This window comes from Glutamicibacter sp. St.4D3 (assembly GCF_059728615.1).
Window position 1 is genome coordinate 1,869,638 of record NZ_AP039380.1, and the last position, 18,009, is coordinate 1,887,646.

At 65.2% G+C, this 18,009-nt stretch carries 14 protein-coding genes, 3 tRNA genes and 1 pseudogene; 4 read left to right on the forward strand and 14 right to left on the reverse strand.

Annotated features, from left to right (window positions below):
• From cysD to AC6I21_RS08615, 5 genes are all read right to left on the reverse strand, one after another.
• Nucleotides 1-924 (reverse strand): sulfate adenylyltransferase subunit CysD, encoded by a 924-nt coding sequence (gene cysD / locus AC6I21_RS08595; RefSeq protein ID WP_138177699.1) that lies wholly within the window; start codon nucleotides 922-924, stop codon nucleotides 1-3.
• A gap of 88 nt (nucleotides 925-1,012) precedes the next feature.
• Nucleotides 1,013-1,723 (reverse strand): phosphoadenylyl-sulfate reductase, encoded by a 711-nt coding sequence (locus AC6I21_RS08600; protein ID WP_497762201.1) that lies wholly within the window; start codon nucleotides 1,721-1,723, stop codon nucleotides 1,013-1,015.
• Complete coding sequence (locus AC6I21_RS08605) at nucleotides 1,720-3,423, reverse strand: nitrite/sulfite reductase (protein ID WP_497762202.1); 1,704 nt, start codon at nucleotides 3,421-3,423, stop codon at nucleotides 1,720-1,722. Before AC6I21_RS08605 ends, AC6I21_RS08600 begins: the two co-directional genes overlap by 4 nt.
• A gap of 67 nt (nucleotides 3,424-3,490) precedes the next feature.
• Nucleotides 3,491-4,264, reverse strand: a complete 774-nt coding sequence (locus AC6I21_RS08610) for a sirohydrochlorin chelatase (RefSeq protein ID WP_497762203.1) — start codon at nucleotides 4,262-4,264, stop codon at nucleotides 3,491-3,493.
• Nucleotides 4,261-5,046, reverse strand: coding sequence for an SDR family oxidoreductase (locus AC6I21_RS08615; RefSeq protein ID WP_446753550.1), 786 nt, complete (start codon nucleotides 5,044-5,046; stop codon nucleotides 4,261-4,263). Before AC6I21_RS08615 ends, AC6I21_RS08610 begins: the two co-directional genes overlap by 4 nt.
• Before the next feature lie 131 nt (nucleotides 5,047-5,177).
• Here AC6I21_RS08615 and valS point away from each other — a divergent pair, with 131 nt between their 5' ends.
• Nucleotides 5,178-7,805: a valine--tRNA ligase gene (gene valS, locus AC6I21_RS08620; protein ID WP_497762204.1), complete on the forward strand. Its 2,628-nt coding sequence runs from the start codon at nucleotides 5,178-5,180 to the stop codon at nucleotides 7,803-7,805.
• A 117-nt stretch (nucleotides 7,806-7,922) separates the two neighbouring features.
• On the opposite strand, the gene AC6I21_RS08625 is transcribed toward valS, so the two are convergent.
• The 8 genes from AC6I21_RS08625 to AC6I21_RS08660 form a co-directional block, all read right to left on the reverse strand.
• Nucleotides 7,923-9,104 carry a hypothetical protein gene (locus AC6I21_RS08625; protein ID WP_497762205.1) on the reverse strand — a complete coding sequence of 394 codons (1,182 nt, stop codon included), beginning with the start codon at nucleotides 9,102-9,104 and terminating at the stop codon, nucleotides 7,923-7,925.
• Between the two features lie 90 nt (nucleotides 9,105-9,194).
• On the reverse strand, nucleotides 9,195-9,806 hold the full coding sequence (locus tag AC6I21_RS08630; RefSeq protein WP_421013733.1) for a mycothiol-dependent nitroreductase Rv2466c family protein: 612 nt from the start codon (nucleotides 9,804-9,806) through the stop codon (nucleotides 9,195-9,197).
• 99 nt (nucleotides 9,807-9,905) lie between these two features.
• A complete protein-coding gene (gene clpX / locus AC6I21_RS08635; protein WP_138177715.1) occupies nucleotides 9,906-11,198 on the reverse strand; it encodes an ATP-dependent Clp protease ATP-binding subunit ClpX in 1,293 nt (430 codons plus the stop codon).
• A gap of 178 nt (nucleotides 11,199-11,376) precedes the next feature.
• Entirely contained in the window at nucleotides 11,377-12,033 is a 657-nt protein-coding gene (locus tag AC6I21_RS08640; RefSeq protein ID WP_396276757.1) for an ATP-dependent Clp protease proteolytic subunit, read from the reverse strand.
• Between the two features lie 46 nt (nucleotides 12,034-12,079).
• Nucleotides 12,080-12,679 carry an ATP-dependent Clp protease proteolytic subunit gene (locus tag AC6I21_RS08645; protein ID WP_497763415.1) on the reverse strand — a complete coding sequence of 200 codons (600 nt, stop codon included), beginning with the start codon at nucleotides 12,677-12,679 and terminating at the stop codon, nucleotides 12,080-12,082.
• 367 nt (nucleotides 12,680-13,046) lie between these two features.
• A complete protein-coding gene (gene tig / locus AC6I21_RS08650; RefSeq protein WP_138177719.1) occupies nucleotides 13,047-14,408 on the reverse strand; it encodes a trigger factor in 1,362 nt (453 codons plus the stop codon).
• 91 nt (nucleotides 14,409-14,499) lie between these two features.
• Nucleotides 14,500-14,574: transfer RNA gene (locus AC6I21_RS08655), tRNA-Pro, on the reverse strand.
• Between the two features lie 160 nt (nucleotides 14,575-14,734).
• Nucleotides 14,735-14,809 (reverse strand) — tRNA-Pro (locus AC6I21_RS08660).
• Nucleotides 14,810-15,079: 270 nt separating this feature from the next.
• Between AC6I21_RS08660 and AC6I21_RS08665 the strand changes: the two are divergent.
• From AC6I21_RS08665 to AC6I21_RS08675, 3 genes and pseudogenes are all read left to right on the forward strand, one after another.
• A pseudogene (locus tag AC6I21_RS08665) lies at nucleotides 15,080-15,187 on the forward strand (transposase-like zinc-binding domain-containing protein); the annotation flags it as partial.
• Between the two features lie 12 nt (nucleotides 15,188-15,199).
• Complete coding sequence (locus AC6I21_RS08670) at nucleotides 15,200-16,006, forward strand: transposase (protein ID WP_497763416.1); 807 nt, start codon at nucleotides 15,200-15,202, stop codon at nucleotides 16,004-16,006.
• Nucleotides 16,007-16,054: 48 nt separating this feature from the next.
• On the forward strand, nucleotides 16,055-17,203 hold the full coding sequence (locus tag AC6I21_RS08675; RefSeq protein ID WP_497763417.1) for an IS701 family transposase: 1,149 nt from the start codon (nucleotides 16,055-16,057) through the stop codon (nucleotides 17,201-17,203).
• A 669-nt stretch (nucleotides 17,204-17,872) separates the two neighbouring features.
• Here AC6I21_RS08675 and AC6I21_RS08680 read toward each other — a convergent pair.
• Nucleotides 17,873-17,946 (reverse strand) — tRNA-Gly (locus AC6I21_RS08680).
• Between the last annotated feature and the right edge of the window lie 63 nt (nucleotides 17,947-18,009).

An 18,009-nucleotide genomic window follows, 5' to 3' on the forward strand; every position in this document is an offset into this window, starting at 1 on the left:
TTAGAAGTAGCCTTCCTTCTTGCGGTCTTCCATGGCGGCGGAGGAGATCCGGTCATCGGCCCGGGTGGCTCCGCGTTCGGTCAGGGTGCTCAGGGCCAGTTCGTCCAAAACCTTGGGGACGGTGTCGGCCTCGGAGAGCACCGCCCCGGTGCAGCTGGCGTCCCCCACGGTGCGGTAGCGCACCTTGCGCACGCTCACGGTCTCGTGCGGGTGCGGCTGGCTGACCGGGGTGACGGCCCGCCACATCCCGTCGCGTTCGAACACCTGGCGGCAGTGGGCGAAGTAGATGCCGGGCAGTTCGATGCCTTCGCGTTCGATGTACGCCCAGATGTCCTTTTCGGTCCAGTTGGAGATCGGGAAGGCGCGCACGCTCCAGCCGGGCTCGTGGCGCCCGTTGTACAGGTTCCACACCTCCGGGCGCTGGTTGCGCGGATCCCAGGTGCCGAATTCGTTGCGCAGGGACAGGATGCGTTCCTTGGCCCGGGCCTTGTCCTCATCCCTGCGGGCGCCGCCGAAGACCGCGTCGAAGCCGTTGGCCTCCAGCGTGTCCAGCAGCACCCGGGTCTGCAGCCGGTTGCGGGTGCCGTCGGCCGGCTGGATGAGCTCGCCGCGCTCGATGTACTCCTGCACCGAGCCGGTGATCAGGCGCAACCCGTACCGGGCGACGGTGGCGTCGCGGAACTTGATCACCTCACCGAAGTTGTGGCCGGTGTCGATGTGCACCACGGGGATGGGGATCCGGGCCGGGGCGACGGCCTTGGCCAGCAGGTGCAGCACCACCACCGAATCCTTGCCGCCGGAGAAGAGCAGGGCGGGTTTTTCGAATTCGGCCAGCACCTCACGGATGATGTGGATGGATTCGGCCTCCAGGGCGTCCAGCACGCTGCGGGCGGTGGCCGGTGGGGCGGTAGCGGTCAGGGTCATCGGGTTCTCCTTCGGAGGGCAGGGTCGGCGCCGGGACCGCGGGTGGGGTGCCCGGCGGCGGAGGTGTCATGGCGGGAAAAAGGGGGTGTCAGAGGTGGATGCCGCATTCGGTCTTGGCCAGCCCCGCCCAGCGTCCGGAGCGCGGGTCCTGGCCGTCGGCGACCGGCTGGGTGCACGGGGCGCAGCCGATGGACGGGTAGCCGTGGGCCAGCAGCAGGTTCAGCGGCACCGCGTGCTGGGCGGCGTATCCGCTGAGCTCGTCGAAGCTCCAGGCGGCCAGCGGGTTGAACTTGATCAGCCCGTGCGCCTCGTCGAAGGTGACCAGCGGGGTGCCGGTGCGGGTGGGCGCCTCGTCCCGGCGCACCCCGGTGAACCAGGCCGAATATCCTTCTAGGGCCCGGCCCAGCGGCTGCATCTTGCGCATCCGGCAGCAGGCGGCAGGATCCCGGGCGAAGAGGTCCCTGCCGTGGGCGGCGTCCTGTTCGGCCACCGACAGTTCGGGGGTGATGTCAATGACGTTCACCTTCAGCCCGGCGGCCACCGCATCGCGGGTCGCATGGGTTTCGGGGAAGTGGTACCCGGTATCCAGGAACAGGACATCGACCCCGGGCAGGCGTTCGGCCACCAGGTGCGGCAGCACCGCATCGGCCATGGAGCAGGCCACCGCAATCCCGGGTCGGGGCAGGTGCCGGGCGGCGAAATCCACCACGGCCGCGGCCGGCGCATCCCAGCCCAGCTCCTGGGCGCCGCGCTGCGCGATCGCGCGCAGCTGCTCCTGGGTGTGCGGTGTGCGGCTCATGACAGTTCCCCGTCCTCGGCGCGGTGGGCCCAGGTGGCAAAGGCCTCCCCGTCCGCGGAGTGCCGGGAGTAGCTGCCCAGCACGCGGGTGACGTACTCGGGCAGTTCATCGGCGGCGATCTTCAGCCCACGCACGGTGCGCCCCAGCCCGGCCTCCCCGTTCTCCACCCCGGCCAGGGTGCCGCCCAGGTGCACCTGGAAGCCGGGGACCTGTTCGCCGTCCTGGTTGGTGATCAGCTGTCCCTTGAGCCCGATGTCCGCGGTCTGCACCCGGGCGCAGGAGTTCGGGCACCCGTTCACGTGCAGGGTCAGGGCCTTGGGCAGCCGGCCCTGGTGGTCGCTGAGCCGGGCTTCGATCTGCCGGACCGCGTCGATGGTGGTGTCCTTGGTGTCCACGATCGCCAGCTTGCAGTACTCGATGCCGGTGCAGGCGATCGCCGAACGCTTGACCAGGCCCGGGAACGCGTCCAGGCCCAGCGCGGCCGCGGCATCGGTGAAGCGCCGCACGTGCTCGCCGGGGATGTCCAGGGCAATGATCTTCTGGTGCGGGGTGGTGCGCAGCCGGCGTGAGCCCTGGGCCTCGACCAGCTCGGCGAGCGCGAGCAGGATGCTGCCCGAGACCCGCCCGGCCGGGGCGGTCAGCCCGATGTAGTACTTCCCGTCGTGTTGTTCATGCACCCCGGAGTGGTCCCCGGCCTGTTCGGGCTTGGGCGCCGGCGGCCCGTCGGGCAGCTCGTAGCCCAGGTACTCCTCCTGCAGCACCTGCCGGAACTTTTCCGGGCCCCAGTCGGCCAGCAGGAACTTCAGCCGGGCCCGGTTGCGCAGCCGGCGGTAGCCGTAGTCGCGGAAGATGGAGGTGACCGCCTCCCAGACGTCCGGGGCCTGCCCCGGGGTGACAAACGCGCCGAGGCGCTCACCCAGGCGCGGGTTGGCGGACAGTCCCCCGCCCACCCACAGGTCGTAGCCGGTGCCCAGTTCCGGGTGCTGCACGCCCACCAGGGCGAAGTCGTTGATTTCGTGGACCACGTCCTGGCTGGGGTGCCCGGTGATCGCGGTCTTGTATTTGCGCGGCAGGTTGGAGAACTGGGGGTTGCCGATGTAGCGGCGGGCGATTTCCTGGATCACCGGGGTCGGGTCGATCAGTTCGTCCTTGGCGATCCCGGCCACCGGGGAGCCCAGGATCACCCGGGGCACGTCCCCGCAGGCCTCGGTGGTGTGCAGGCCCACCGCTTCCAGCCGCCGCCAGATTTCCGGGACGTTGACGATGTCCACCCAGTGCAGCTGGATGTTCTGCCGGTCGGTGATGTCCGCGGTGTCGCGGGCGAAGTCCCGGGAGATCTGCCCGATGACCCGCAGCTGTTCGGTGCTCAGTGCGCCACCGTCGATGCGCACCCGCAGCATGAAGTATTCATCTTCCAGCTCATGGGGTTCCAAGGTGGCGGTCTTGCCGCCGGGGATGCCCTGGGCGCGCTGGGTGTACAGCCCCCACCAGCGGAAGCGTCCGTGCAGGTCGTCGGGGTCGATGGAGTCAAAGCCGTGCACCGCGTAGATCGTCTCGATGCGTTCGCGCACATTCAGCCCGTCATCGGCCTGCTTGAGTTCCTCATTGGCATTCAGCGGGGTGGGGCCATCAATTTTCCATTGCCCGTTGGGTTTCGCGGCCCGTGGGGGCCGGCGGCTTGGTGTGGTTGTCTGCGTCATGGTTGCCAGCGTAGGAAGTGGGCCCCACCCGCTGGCAACCGGTCGCTGTCACATCTCTTCGTGCGGCTTAGCGGCCCTCAACTTCGACTTTTTTCGTCACCCACGCCGCCGCTTGCAGCGCCTGGAAAAGTCTTTCAAGGAAACATTGCGCGATCATGACGTCGGGCAACAGCGGTGTTGTCACCTGCCAGGCGCCGGTGCTACGCAGCTTGTCCTGGAAGAACCCCTCGGCCAGCAGGGCGCTGAGCACCAGGGCGCGCTGCCCCGCCTGTCCCTGCACCAGTGCTGGCACCCTTGGTTCGGCCCCGGCGCAGTAGCCCACCTGCACACCTCGGCCCAGGCGCTGGGAAAGCTGCCCGGCCAGGTCGCTGATCTGCTGCTGCCCGGCCGGCAGACGGGTGCCGGCGGCGGCCAGCACCACCGTCGTGGCACCGTGCAGGTGTGGTTCGGCCCGGTTGGCGAGCACCGCGGCCAGGGCCGGCAAGGCGCCCAGCGGTGCGGCGGCCACCGTGTAGGCCCGCCCGGCAACCGCCCCGGCGATGTCTTCGGTGGTGTGCACCCCATCGGCCACCAGAAGCGGCAGCACCAGGGCCGCTTCCCCCTCCGGCAGGCTTTTCAGGACCTCGGGCAGCTGCGGATGCTGCACGTCGACGTAGGCCTCATGCCAGATGAGCTCCACGCCCTGGTCCCGCAGGGCGCGGTGCCCGGCGGCCTGCTCGACCAGCTGCTGGCGCAGCCGGTTGATCTGCTCCTGCCCATGCGGGTTGTCCGTGCCGTGCGAGGCGGCCACTACGTGCACCGGGCGCACCGGCTGGTCGCTGCCGGGCTGCGGGCCGGTCACTGTCCCGGCTCCTGGCGGCGCACCAGCTTGTGGTTGGCGGCCTGCGCCTGCGGGCGGATCACAATCTCGTCCAGGTTCACGTGGTGCGGCAGGCTGACCGCGTAGCGGATCACCTCGGCCACGTCCGCCGCGCTCAGTGGTTCGGCCACCCCGGCGTACACCTGCTCGGCGGCCTGCTCGCTGCCCAGCCGGCGCAGCGAGAATTCCTCGGTGGCCACCAGCCCGGGCAGCACCTCGATGACCCGGACCCCGTGCTCGACTTCCTCCAGGCGCAGCGCCTGGGTCAGGGCCCGCTGGGCGGCCTTGGCCGCGTTGTAGCCGCTGCCGCCCTCGTAGCTGGCCAGGGCGGCGGTGGAGGTCAGGTTCAAAACGGTGCCCTGCACGGTGCGCAGGTGCGGCAGCAGCGCCCGGGTCAGGCGCATGGTGCCCATCACGTTCACCTGCAGCATGAAGTCCCAGTCCGCGTCCTTGGCCTGGGCCAGGTAGTCGACCCCGCGGGCCCCGCCGGCCACGTTGATGACGGTGTCCACCCCGCCGGCGGCAAGGATCCGGGAGGTCAGCTCGTCGACGCTGTGCTGCTCGCTGACATCCCCGGCCAGCGCGATGGCCCCGGTGTCCGCGGCCAGGCTCTGCAGCCGCTCGGCGCGCCGGGCGATGGCGTAGACGCGCCACCCTTCCTGGCGCAGCGCCCTGACGGTGGCCTGGCCGATGCCGCTGGAGGCCCCGGTGACGACGGCGGATCTTTCGGTGGCGGGGGCTGGGGAGTTTTCATGGTTGGTCATGGCACCAGAATAGAACGGCGCGGCGGCCCACCACGAGCGGGGTGAATGACTCTTACGCGCTGTCCGCCGGGTGTCCCACCCCATGGGCCGCAATGCCCGCCCGGGCGAGGAAACATGAAAGAATGGCTTACATGGCAGAAGAAAACTTGGGCACAGACACGCCCAACACGGTTTCAGTTCCCGACAAGCCCGCATTGGAAGGCCTGGAGGAACGTCTTTCGTCCCGGTGGCGCACCGAGGGCACCTATCACTTCAATGAGGACACCAGCCGCGAGGCGGTGTACTCCATCGACACTCCCCCGCCGACCGCTTCCGGTTCGCTGCACGTGGGCCATATGTTCTCCTACACCCAGACCGACGTGGTGGCCCGCTACCAGCGGATGAGCGGGAAGAACGTGTTCTACCCGCTGGGTTGGGACGACAACGGCCTGCCCACCGAGCGCCGCGTCCAGAACTACTACGGGGTGCGCTGCGACCCGTCCAAGCCCTACATCCAGGACTACCAGCCGCCGGCCAAGCCGGCGAAGAACCAGCGCGACTGGGACGTGGTCAGCCGCAGGAACTTCATCCAGTTGTGCGAGCAGCTGGCCGTGGAGGACGAGAAGGTCTTCGAACAGCTGTTCACCACCCTGGGCCTGTCCGTGGACTGGCGGATGACCTACCGGACCATCGATGACAACTCCCGGGCCGTGTCACAGCGCGCCTTCTTGGAGAACCTCTCCGCCGGGGACGCCTACATGGCCGAGGCCCCGACCCTGTGGGACGTCACCTTCCGCACCGCGGTCGCCCAGGCCGAGCTGGAGGACCGCGAGGTCGCCGGCGCCTACTACCGCTACCCGTTCACCACCGAGGACGGCGAGCAGGTCTTCATCGAGACCACCCGCCCCGAACTGCTGGCCGCCTGCGCCGCCCTGGTCGCCCACCCGGAGGACGAGCGCTACCAGCACCTGTTCGGCAAGACCGTCACCTCCCCGCTGTTCGGCGTCCCGGTCGAGGTGCGCCCACACGCCCTGGCCCAGGCCGACAAGGGCTCGGGCATCGCCATGGTCTGCACCTTCGGTGACCTGACCGACGTGACCTGGTGGCGTGAACTGCAGCTGCCCACCCGCGCCATCGTGGGACGCGACGGACGCATCATCGCCGAAACCCCCGAGTGGATCACCAGCCCCGCCGGGGCCGAGGCCTACGCCCAGATCGCCGGCAAGACCGTGTTCTCCGCCAAGGAGACCGTGGTTGAGCTGCTGCAGGAAGCGAACCTGCTCGACGGAGAGCCGAAGAAGGTCACCCGCCCGGTGAACTTCTTCGAAAAGGGCGACAAGCCCCTGGAAATCGTCTCCTCCCGCCAGTGGTACATCCGCAACGGCGGACGCGACGAGGACCGCCGCAAGGCGATGATCGCCCGCGGCGAGCAGATCGACTTCCACCCCTCGTTCATGCGCTCACGCTACGAGAACTGGGTCTCGGGCCTGAACGGCGACTGGCTGGTCTCCCGCCAGCGCTTCTTCGGGGTGCCGATCCCGGTGTGGTACCCGCTGGATGAGAACGGCGAGCCGAACTACGACGCGCCGCTGCTGCCGCAGGCCCAGCAGCTGCCGGTGGACCCGGTGGCCGAGGCCCCGGCCGGCTACACCGAGGACCAGCGCAACCAGCCCGGCGGCTTCATCGGGGACGCCGATGTGCTGGACACCTGGGCCACCAGCTCGCTGACCCCGCAGATCGCCGGACGCTGGAACACCGACCAGTCCTTCTTCTCCAAGGTCTATCCGTACGACCTGCGCCCGCAGGGCCATGACATCATCCGCACCTGGCTGTTCTCCACGGTGGTGCGCGCCGACGCGCTGCACGGGGACGCCCCATGGCGCCACGCGGCGATTTCCGGCTGGATCCTGGACCCGGACCGCAAGAAGATGTCCAAGTCCAAGGGCAACGTGGTGGTTCCCACCGAGGTGCTGGAGAAGTTCGGCGCGGATGCCGTGCGCTACTGGGCGGCTAGCGCCCGGCTCGGCGCCGACACCGCGTATGAGATCAACCAGATGAAGATCGGGCGCCGTCTGGCCATCAAGATCCTCAACGCCTCCAAGTTCGTGCTGAACCTGGGTGCCACCGAGGCGAACATTCTCACCGATGACGCCGCGGTGATCACCAACGGGCTGGACCGTTCGCTGCTGGCCCGCCTGGCGGTGGTCATCGAGGACACCAAGCGCGCGTTCGAGTCCTACGACTACGCCCGGGCCCTGGACATCACCGAATCGTTCTTCTGGTCGTTCACCGACGACTATGTGGAACTGATCAAGGACCGCGCCTACGGCGGGCACGGGCAGGCCGAGCAGGCCAGCGTGCTGGCCGCCCTGGCCACCACCCTGGATGCGGTGCTGCGCCTGTTCGCCCCGTTCCTGCCCTTCGCCACCGAGGAGGTCTGGAGCTGGTGGCGCACCGGTTCGGTGCACCAGAGCGCCTGGCCGACCGCCGGGCACCTGTCCCAGGTGCGCCAGAGCGCGGACACCGCGGTGCTGCCCACCGTGGGCCTGGCACTGTCCGGGATCCGCAAGGCCAAGAGCGATGCGAAGGTCAAGCAGCGCACCGAGGTGCTCTCCGGGCAGATCCATGCCCCAGCCAGCCTGCTGGACCAGCTGCGTCCGGGATTCGCCGACCTGAAGTCGGCCGGCAACGCCCGTGACCTGCAGCTGATCGAGTCCGACGGTGAGCTGCAGGTACTGAACGTCGAACTGGCTCCGGCCGAGGACGTCGCCGCCCAGTAGGTGCACCGCGCAGGGTGATCACCCAAAAAACAACCGTGGCTCCGGAAGAATGACAAACATCCTTCCGGAGCCACGGTTTTCCCAGAAGCCCGCAGCGCCTGCCCCCGGCGAGACGGTTTAGCGGCCCAGGGCGCGCAGGGCCGGGCGCAGCGAGAACAGGCCCACCACGGCCAGCACCACCACTGCGGCCAGTGCCGGCGGGGACACCGCGAATCCCAGGCAGAGCCACAACGCGATCAGCAGGATCGTCCCGTAGCCCACGCCTTCGCGCAGCCGTGCCCGCACATCCGCTCGGGCACCGGCATCCCGTGCCGCTCCTTCCCCGGGCGTGATGAGCAGGCGGCTGGCCACCGCCAGCACACCCACCCAGATCGCCAGCGCCACCAGCAGCGAATGCTCCTGCTGCACCAGGTTCGTGTACCCCTGGCGCACGATGCCGCCGCCCTGCCCATCCTGACCGAGCCAGCGGCCCAAGGAGGACTGGACGAAGTCGGACAGCGCGACCACCGCGGCCAGCAGCAGGCTGGCAGTGGCCGCCGTCAACGGCAATGCACGGTAGTTCAGCAGCAGCCCGGCAGCCAGCAGGCCCAGGCTCGCCCACAGCAGCCAGCCGCCGGTGGCGTCAAAGAACGCCACCCACCCCTTGGCCTGGCCCAAATCCGAGTAGTGCAGCAGCACCACCTCATGATCGACGTCCGGGATCAGTGAGGCCAGGGAAACCCCGCGCTGCTCCAGGTCGGTTTTCACGGCATCAACCAGCACCCCCAGATTGATGCTCAGGCGTCCGGAGTCCTGCAGGTTGACCGTGGAGCTTTCTTCACGCAGCACCGCCAGGCTCTGGGTGTGGCTCAGATGCACACCCTGCTCCCAGGCCCGGGCGAACGCGTCGGAACGCACCGCGGACTGCACCGCCTCATGCACCAGCGGCTGAACCTTCTCATCCAGAGCCGTGTCCAGTGCATTCCCCAGCGCCGTTCCGGTCTGCTGGGCCAGGGTCGAGAGCCACTTCGGCAGCCTATCGGCGGGGATCCGGGAGTCGTGCACCACGGATTCCACCCGGTCCATGATGGCGCCGGTGGCTTCGTCCGTGACCTGTTGCTGGATCCCTGGATCCTGGGCCAGCGGGGCCAGGGCGGCACTGAAGGTGGGGGTGTCCAGCAGCTGTGTTTTGCCCCAATGGCTGATGATCCCGGTGGGCAGGGCCAGCAGGCCCAGGATCAGCAGCACCGCCGCGATCACCCGGGGTATGGGGTGGAGCCGCATCGAGCCGTCGTGGGAAGCTTGCTTAGCTAGTGCCACTGATTTTCCTTTCACGTGGCCTACGATCTGGATGGGACTAAACGAGAAAAGCGACCACACTTAGTGGTCGCCATTCTCGTTGGGTCATGCCTAGTTCTCGAAGACCGGGCTCTCGGTGCGGGTGCGCTTCATCTCGAAGAAGTACGGGAAGGAAGCCAGCTGCACGGAGGCGTCGAACAACTTGCCCGCGTCCTCGCCGGTCGGGACCCGGGTAATGACCGGGCCGAAGAACGCGGTGCCGTTGACCTCCACGATCGGGGTGCCCACGTCCTGGCCCACCTTGTTGATGCCCGCCTCATGGCTGGCGCGCAGCGCCTCATCGTGGGCATCGCTCTGCCCGGCCTCGGCCAGCTCGGCCGGAAGACCCACCCGTTCCAGGGCCAGGCGGACCACTTCCTCGCGGTCCTGAACCTTTTCGTAGTGGATCAGTTCGCCCATGGCGGTGTACAGCTTGTCCTTGTACTGCTCACCGTGTTCGGCCGCGGCGGCAATGATCACCCGAACCGGAGCCCAGGCGCTGTCCATCGACTTGCGGTAGTCCGCATCCAGGTCGCGTCCCTCGTTCAGCACGGACAGGCTCATGACGTTCCATGTCACGTTCACGTCGCGGACCTTTTCCACTTCCTTCATCCAGCGGCTGGTGGCCCAGGCGAAGGGGCAGATCGGATCGAACCAGAAACCTACTTGGGCTCGTTCGGCCATGGTGATTCCCACTTTCTTCTCGACGTTGCGTTCTGTGTACTACTGCGCTCTCCCGCGGTGCCGACGCCGGCTGCGGTTCTGCAAAGCCGGCGGCCGGTCCTAGGCGGACTTCTTGCCGCGCTTGTCGGAGACGGCGGCGGAAACCAGGGTCGGTTCTGCGCCGTCGAGCACCACCTCACGGGTGATGACCACTTCCCCTATGTCCTCCAGGCTGGGCAGGTCGAACATGATCGAGGCCAGGGTCTCCTCCAGGATGGCGCGCAGGCCGCGGGCACCGGTTTCCCGCTCGATCGCCAGTTCGGCGATGGCCTCCAGTGCCGGCTGTTCGAAGCTGAGGGCCACCCCGTCCATTTGGAACATCTTCTGGTACTGCTTGACCAGCGCGTTCTTCGGCTCGGTCAGCACCCGGACCAGGGCCTCGCGGTCCAGGTGTTCCACGGTGGTGATCACCGGCAGGCGGCCAATGAATTCGGGGATCAGCCCGAACTTCAGCAGGTCCTCGGGCCGCACGTCCGAGTAGGAGGCGGTTTCGGATTTCAGCGCGGTCAGCGGCGCCCCGAAGCCGATGCCCTTGCGTCCGGCGCGGGAGGAGATGATTTCCTCCAGCCCGGCGAAAGCGCCGGCGACGATGAACAGAATGTTGGTGGTGTCCAGCTGCAGGAAGTCCTGGTGCGGGTGCTTGCGTCCACCCTGGGGCGGCACGGCGGCGACGGTGCCCTCCAGGATCTTCAGCAGTGCCTGCTGCACGCCTTCCCCGGAAACGTCGCGGGTGATGGACGGGTTTTCGCTCTTGCGCGAGATCTTGTCGATCTCGTCAATGTAGATGATCCCGGTTTCGGCCTTCTTCACGTCGTAGTCGGCGGCCTGGATGAGCTTGAGCAGGATGTTCTCCACATCCTCACCGACATAGCCGGCCTCGGTCAGGCTGGTCGCGTCGGCGACCGCGAACGGGACGTTCAGTTTCTTGGCCAGCGACTGGGCCAGGTAGGTTTTGCCGCAGCCGGTGGGGCCGATGAGCATGATGTTGGACTTGGAGACCTCGACGTCGCTGAGCGGGTCGTCGTTGGTCAGGGCCGCGACGGGGGCCTTGTCCTGGTTGCCGTGGATGCGCTTGTAATGGTTGTACACGGCCACGGACAGGGCGCGCTTGGCGGCTTCCTGCCCGATGACGTACTCCTCCAGGGAGGAGAAGATCTCCCGGGGCTTGGGCAGCGAAAATTCCTCGCTGGTGTGTTCCTCGGCGAACTCCTCGGCGATGATTTCGTTGCACAGCTCAATGCATTCGGTGCAGATATAGACACCGTGGCCTGCGATCAGCTTCTTAACCTGCTTCTGGCTCTTTCCGCAGAAAGAACACTTCAGCAGGTCCGAACCTTCTCCCATTCGTGCCATCGCGCTGTTCTCCCTATAAGTTGAGGACCGTGATCTAAAGTTAAGTCTAAGACAGGACGCCGACGCTTTAGCTGAAGATGGCGGTCTACCGATCGTGTGCCCGCTGCCTGCTCGGGGTTACTCTCGGTAAACCGCCATCGTTCACTTCTTTATTCCCGGGTCGCCACCCGGTTTGCTGCTAGTGCCCGACCTGGCGAGCGAGCTTGCGGGAGGTGAGCACCTCGTCCACAATGCCGTAGGCCTTGGCTTCATCGGCCGTCATGAACAGGTCACGCTCGATGTCGTTGCGGACCTTCTCGGTGTCCTGACCGGTGTGGGAGGAGAGGGTGTTCTCCAGCCATTCGCGCATGCGCATGACTTCCTCGGCCTGGATCTGCAGGTCGGTCGCGGTGCCGCGCTCCCCGCCGCCCATGGCCGGCTGGTGGATCAGCACACGGGCGTTGGGCAGCGCCAGGCGCTTGCCCGGGGTGCCGGCGGCCAGCAGCACTGCGGCGGCCGAGGCGGCCTGGCCCAGGCACACGGTCTGCACTTCGGGGCGGATGAACTGGATCGTGTCGTAGATCGCGGTCATCGCGGTGAAGGAACCACCGGGCGAGTTGATGTACAGGGTGACGTCGCGCTCCGGGTCCATGGATTCCAGCACGAGCAGCTGGGCCATGACGTCGTCGGCCGAGGCGTCATCGACCTGGGCGCCCAGGAAGATGATGCGGTCCTCGAACAGCTTCGCGTACGGGTCCTGGCGCTTGAAGCCGTACGGGGTACGCTCTTCGAACTGCGGCAGGATGTAACGGGCCTCGGGCATTGTCCCCGCGGTGGCTTCAGGGTTGAACTGCATGGTGTCTCCTACAAAAAATCTGGTGAATTCAATCGAGGGGCTGGCTTTAGGATTCGTTGCCCACGCCGCCGCCACCGCTGACGCTGCCGGCGTGCAGGGCGATCTTGTCGAAGAAACCGTATTCCAGGCCTTCTTCCGCGGTGAACCACTTGTCGCGCTGGTTGTCGATCAGGATCTGGTCCAGGCTCTGCCCGGTCTGCTCGGCGGTCAGCTCGCTCATGATCTTCTTCATGTGCATGATCAGTTCGGCCTGGATCTTGATGTCCGAGGCGGTGCCGCCGATGCCGCCCGAAGGCTGGTGCATCAGAATGCGGGCGTTCGGGGTGGCGTAGCGCTTGCCCGGGGTGCCGGAGGAGAGCAGGAACTGGCCCATCGAGGCGGCCAGGCCGGTGGCCACGGTGACCACGTCGTTCGGGATGAACTTCATGGTGTCGTAGATGGCCATGCCCGCGGTGATCGAACCGCCCGGGGAGTTGATGTAGAGGTAGATGTCCACTTCCGGGTCCTCTGCCGAGAGCAGCAGCAGCTGCGAGCAGATGGCATTGGCGTTCTCGTCGCGCACCTCGGAGCCAAGCCAGATGATGCGTTCCTTGAGCAGGCGGTTGTAGATGTAGTCCTCACGGTGGGCCGGGTCAACGCTGGCCATCGTGGGAGTGCGCGAATCATTTGACATGTTCTCTACCTCTTCCGAATGTGGAGATCAGATCGTGGGAGCCGGGCTGGCTCCCGCGACGAGACTGGTTATCTTTGAGATTACTGACTTCAACTGCCTCTTGGGGAGTTTCATGCCCGTGTTTCGCTCACGGCGCATGCCCGGTGGGGAAGAAGCACACAATTCGCCCCGGGGCGGGGCGCGGTGTGGTGCAGGCAGCGGATTCCTCTCACATTTGAGCCCAACCCGGTACTCCCCACGGTATTCCCTCCGTCCCCGGCGGCAGCAACGCAAAACGCCTCCGGGCTGCCCAGCGCGTGGCGGGCAGCCCGAAGGCGTTGCGGTTGGCTACAGGCCAGGACTACTTGGCGTCGGTCTCTGCGGCCTGTTCGGTGGCGGTTTCCTCGGCCGGGGCCTCGGCGGCCTCTTCCTCACCGGCCGGCTTCACGAAGGAGGTCAGGTCGACCTTCTCGCCGTTCGAGTCGGTGACCACGGCGTACTCCAGCACCTTGGCCAGTGCCTTGCGGCGGCGCACCTCACCCATCAGCATCGGCACCTGGCCGGCACCGTCGAGCATCTGGGCGAACTGGTTCGGATCCATGCCGTACTGACCGGCGGTCTGCACGATGTAGTCGATCAGCTCGGACTGCTCCACGCCAACTTCCTCGGCGTCGGCGATGGCGTCCAGCACCAGCTCGTTGCGGAAGGCACGCTCGGTGTTCTCGCGCACCTCGGCGCGGTGCTCCTCGGTGTCGTGGTCCGCTTCGGCGTTCGGGTTCTCGAAGTGCTGCGCAACCTGCTCTTCGATGACCGACTCCGGAACCGGTACCTCGACCATTTCCAGCAGCTTGTCCAGCACCAGTTCGCGGGCCTCGACGCCCTGCTCGACGACCTTGCCCTCGGCGGCGTCCTTGGCCAGCGACTCGCGCAGTTCGGCGATGGTGTCGAACTCGGAAGCCAGCTGGGCGAAGTCGTCGTCGGCCTGCGGCAGCTCGCGCTGCTTCACGGCGGTGACGGTCACCTTCACGGTGGCGTCCTTGCCGGCGTGCTCGCCGCCGGCCAGCTTGGTTTCGAAGGTGGCGTCTTCACCGGCGGACAGGCCGGTCACGGCCTCGTCCATGCCCTCAAGCATGTTGCCGGAACCCACCTGGTAGGACAGGCCCTGGGCGTTGTCGACTTCTTCGCCCTCGACGGTGGCCACCAGGTCGATGGTCACGAAGGAATCGGCGGCGGCCGGCTCTTCAACTTCCTTCAGGGTGCCGAAACGACCGCGCAGGTCGTCCAGGGCCTTGTCAACGTCTTCGTCGCCAACTTCCTTGGCGTCCACGGACACTTCCAGGCCCTTGTAGTCGGGCAGTTCCACGTCCGGGCGGATGTCAACTTCCAGGGTGAAGACCAGCTGGCCCTCGCCTTCCTTCTCGATGGAAGGCAGTTCGGTGATGTCAACCTCGGGACGGGAGAGCGGGGTCAGCTCGTTCTCCACCATGGCCTGCTGGTAGTAGTCGTTCAGGCCCTCGTTCACGGCGGTCTCGATGACGTAGCCGCGGCCAACGCGCTGATCGATCAGGCGTGCCGGAACCTTGCCCTTGCGGAAGCCGGGGACCTGGATCTGCTGTGCGATGGTCTTGTAGGCCTCGTCCACGCGGGGCTTGAGCTCCTCGTAAGGAACTTCAACGGTGAGCTTCACCCGGGTCGGGTTGAGGTTTTCGACGGCGCTCTTCACAGCGTTGTACTCCTGATTTATCTAAGAATTAGGTCTTATCTGCAAAAGAACCCCGCAACAAAATACTTGTTGCGGGGTTCTTCACACAGAGTCGGGGTGACAGGATTTGAACCTGCGACCTCACGCTCCCAAAGCGCGCGCTCTAGCCAAGCTGAGCTACACCCCGATTAGCAGTGACAAGTCTAACCGCAGTCAGACTCGATCCACTAATCGTTTGTGATTCCTTCCGGCAACCTATTGAGTTTCCGCTGATCACAAGAACTAAACGAATTAGATCTCATCTGCCCCGGAGGCGACACGGTCAAGTGCTTTAATCCGGTTCAGAGTCGGGGTGACAGGATTTGAACCTGCGACCTCACGCTCCCAAAGCGCGCGCTCTAGCCAAGCTGAGCTACACCCCGATCAGTAGGCTTTGAGTTCCACCCAAGGCAGAACATAAAGACACTAATCACATGGTCATTTCGAACTGTGCCGCGAAGGCTGTCCGGGATTGGCCACAAGAGACAAATTTACACTGCGCGAAACTGAAAACAAAATCTGCGGCGGATTGTGATTGAGCGTGTTCATTGGCCCAATTACGGGTTAAGTCCCAAAATGTGTGTACAGAAACCCTCAAAACCATCTAACCACTAGGGGCAACACCTCAATCACATGCTTTGAAAGCATGTACCGTGGCAAAAGTTGGAAACCGACCTACCTGTGGTGTATGCAAAAATAAGCTCGTCAAGAACGGGAAAACCAGCTCCGGGCGCACACGCTGGCGGTGTAAGATCTGCGGCGCGTCAAGTACCTTGGCCCGTCCAGACACCACCGCCAAAGCCCAATTTAGGGCCTTCCACCAATGGGCCACCGGTAAGCTCTCCGTGTCCGACACCGGCATTGCCCGTTCCACGTTCTACCGCAACACCTACTGGTGCTGGAAAGTTCACCCGACCTTGATCCCGACTGGGGAACAATACCGGTACCTCATGCTCGACGGCACCTACTTCAACGGCTTCTGCGCCCTTACCGCCTACAACGGCCAACACATCATCGGCTGGCAATACTGCGACCGCGAAAAAGTCGCTTCCTGGACCCTGCTGCTGCAACGTCTGCCAGCCCCGGACCTAGTGATCATTGACGGGCACGGCGCCCTGGAATCTGTCATCAAAGCGCTATGGCCCGAAACCCGCATCCAACGCTGCTACTTCCATATCCGACAAACCATCCACAAACACCTGACCCGCAACCCCCGCACCATCCCAGGTCAGCAACTCCTTTCACTGATCAAGGCGCTGAAAGACATCACCACACTTCAACTGGCCAACAAGTGGGAAGAACAATTCATGGCCTGGCGGGTCATGCACGAAACCACCCTCAAAGCCCGCACCTACGCCAAGGACCACGCCGGCAACAGGCCCTTGCACGTCAAGCCCAACCAGGTCTGGTGGTACACGCATCTGCGCCTACGTCGAGCTGATCGCCTCATTCACGGGTTGCTGAAGAATAAGCAACTGTTCACATGGTTAGAAATGGCCGCAGAAGATGAGACGCTTCCTCGGACCACCAGCCCCTTAGTACTACAGTCGTGTTTAATTTCATCGCTCACGGCGGTTTAATCGGACTTCACACCAGAATCCTGTTAATCCTGTTCCGTGAGCGATGATATTTGTGTGGCAGAAATACGTGAATGGGCCCAAGGACTCGATGAAATCCGTGAATTGATCGGCGGCCAGTTCGCCCGCACCGAACCGAGAAACAATGCCATCGGATACATCGAAGGCCTGCTGTCCGACGAGGAACGCAAGAACTCCTGGACCCTGTCCGAACGTGCCGGGCACGGCACCCACGACGGGATGCAACGCCTGCTGTCCACCACGGACTGGGACCCCGACGCGGTGCGTGATGCGCTGACTGGCTACGTCATTAAGCACCTGGGCGACCCGGAAGGGATCCTGGCCATCGACGAAACCGGCTTCCTGAAAAAAGGCACCGCCTCCGCCGGGGTCGCCCGCCAATACTCCGGCACCGCCGGAAGGATCGAAAACTGCCAGATCGGCGTGTTCCTCACCTACGCCACACGCCACGGGCGTACCTTCCTGGATCGGGAGCTCTACCTGCCCAAGGCCTGGATGCAGGATCCTGCCCGCTGCGCCAAGGCCGGGATCCCCTCAGATCGGGCCATGGCTACCAAACCGGTGCTGGCCGCCGACATGATCGAACGGGCCCTGGACGCCGGAGTCCAGGCCAAATGGGTGACCGGGGACTCGGTCTACGGGCAGCATTCAGGCTTGCGCCGCCGGCTGGAATCCCGCGGCATGCACTACGTGATGGCTGTGCCGACGAACCAGCAGGTCATCACCCCGGCACCCGCCGGTATCGGCACCCAGGGCCGGGTCGATGAGCTGGTGGCGGCACTGGATCCGCGGGCATGGAGGGAACGAACCGCCGGGACCGGTTCCAAGGGGGAACGGATCTACGCGTGGGCGAAACTGCGGATCAACGGTCCTGGCGAGGACGGGGAGCATTGGTTGCTGGCCCGCCGTTCGGTGAAGGACCCGACAGACCTGGCGTACTTCGTGTGCTACACGCCCAAGGGCGTCACACTGATCACCCTCGCATTGGTGGCCGGGGCCCGGTGGTCGATCGAGGAAACGTTCCAGACGTCCAAGGGGCAGACCGGGCTGGATCATTACCAGGTGCGCCAGTACACCGGCTGGTATCGGCATATCACCTTGTCGATGTTCGCCCACGCGTTCTTAAGTGTGGTGCGGGCTAAAAAGGGGGCTCTGATCCAGGTTCCGGGGCTTTGGTGAGGCTTTCACTGCCTGAGGTTCGCCGGTTGCTGTGCTTGATTGTTTTCCCTCGGGTTCAGCACCCGGAACTGGTGTTGCATCGTTCTCGGTGGAGGCGAGCACATCAGTTCCGGGCGCGGGAGTGTCATTTCAGGGCACGGGGCTTCGTTCCGGAAACACGACTGTAGTATTAGAAGGAGGCATCAACGCTGGCATCAAAGACCACCTGCGGGCCCACCGCGGCCTGAAAGCCAAACATGCCATGTCCTTGGTGAGCTGGCACCTGTACCAGCGGACGCAGAACCCGGTGGATCCATGGAGCTTCGTGACCCCCAAGCATTGGTCGGCCAAACCAGCCCCACGACCCGTAACCGAAGAAGACCCGGGCCCCGAACTATACGGCCGGCACTTCAGCTACGAAGACGGTAACGGCATCCAAAAAGGATGGGGCGGACGCCGATGACGCAAACATGACAACGACTCCATACACACATTTTGGGACTTAACCCCCAATTACCGGCGAAATTCCGCGGAATCAGGGGAAATTATCCCTACCACTCCTGGCCCTTGCAGGCCTGCCGCGACTCCGGCGTTGACCGAATGGCTGTGATAACCACGACACGCAGCGTGAAGAGACCGTGATTTGCGGGGAAACAGAAACAGGACCCCGGGTGAACGGGATCCTGTCGGTGGAGGGGATGACGGGAATCGAACCCGCGTCATTAGTTTGGAAGACTAAGGCTTTACCATTAAGCTACATCCCCAGATTCCGCAGCGACGGTGCCGCGAACAGGAATCAGTCTAGAACACTTTTCTTGACTAGCGCA

Excerpts from the sequence above, each read along its gene's own strand:
- AC6I21_RS08640 (WP_396276757.1), bottom strand. The coding sequence starts at position 12,033 with ATGCAGTTCAACCCTGAAGCCACCGCGGGGACAATGCCCGAGGCCCGT.
- AC6I21_RS08605 (WP_497762202.1), bottom strand. The coding sequence starts at position 3,423 with ATGACGCAGACAACCACACCAAGCCGCCGGCCCCCACGGGCCGCGAAA.
- valS (WP_497762204.1), top strand. The coding sequence starts at position 5,178 with ATGGCAGAAGAAAACTTGGGCACAGACACGCCCAACACGGTTTCAGTT.
- clpX (WP_138177715.1), bottom strand. The coding sequence starts at position 11,198 with ATGGCACGAATGGGAGAAGGTTCGGACCTGCTGAAGTGTTCTTTCTGC.
- AC6I21_RS08615 (WP_446753550.1), bottom strand. The coding sequence starts at position 5,046 with ATGACCAACCATGAAAACTCCCCAGCCCCCGCCACCGAAAGATCCGCC.
- cysD (WP_138177699.1), bottom strand. The coding sequence starts at position 924 with ATGACCCTGACCGCTACCGCCCCACCGGCCACCGCCCGCAGCGTGCTG.
- AC6I21_RS08600 (WP_497762201.1), bottom strand. The coding sequence starts at position 1,723 with ATGAGCCGCACACCGCACACCCAGGAGCAGCTGCGCGCGATCGCGCAG.
- AC6I21_RS08630 (WP_421013733.1), bottom strand. The coding sequence starts at position 9,806 with ATGGCCGAACGAGCCCAAGTAGGTTTCTGGTTCGATCCGATCTGCCCC.
- AC6I21_RS08645 (WP_497763415.1), bottom strand. The coding sequence starts at position 12,679 with ATGGCCAGCGTTGACCCGGCCCACCGTGAGGACTACATCTACAACCGC.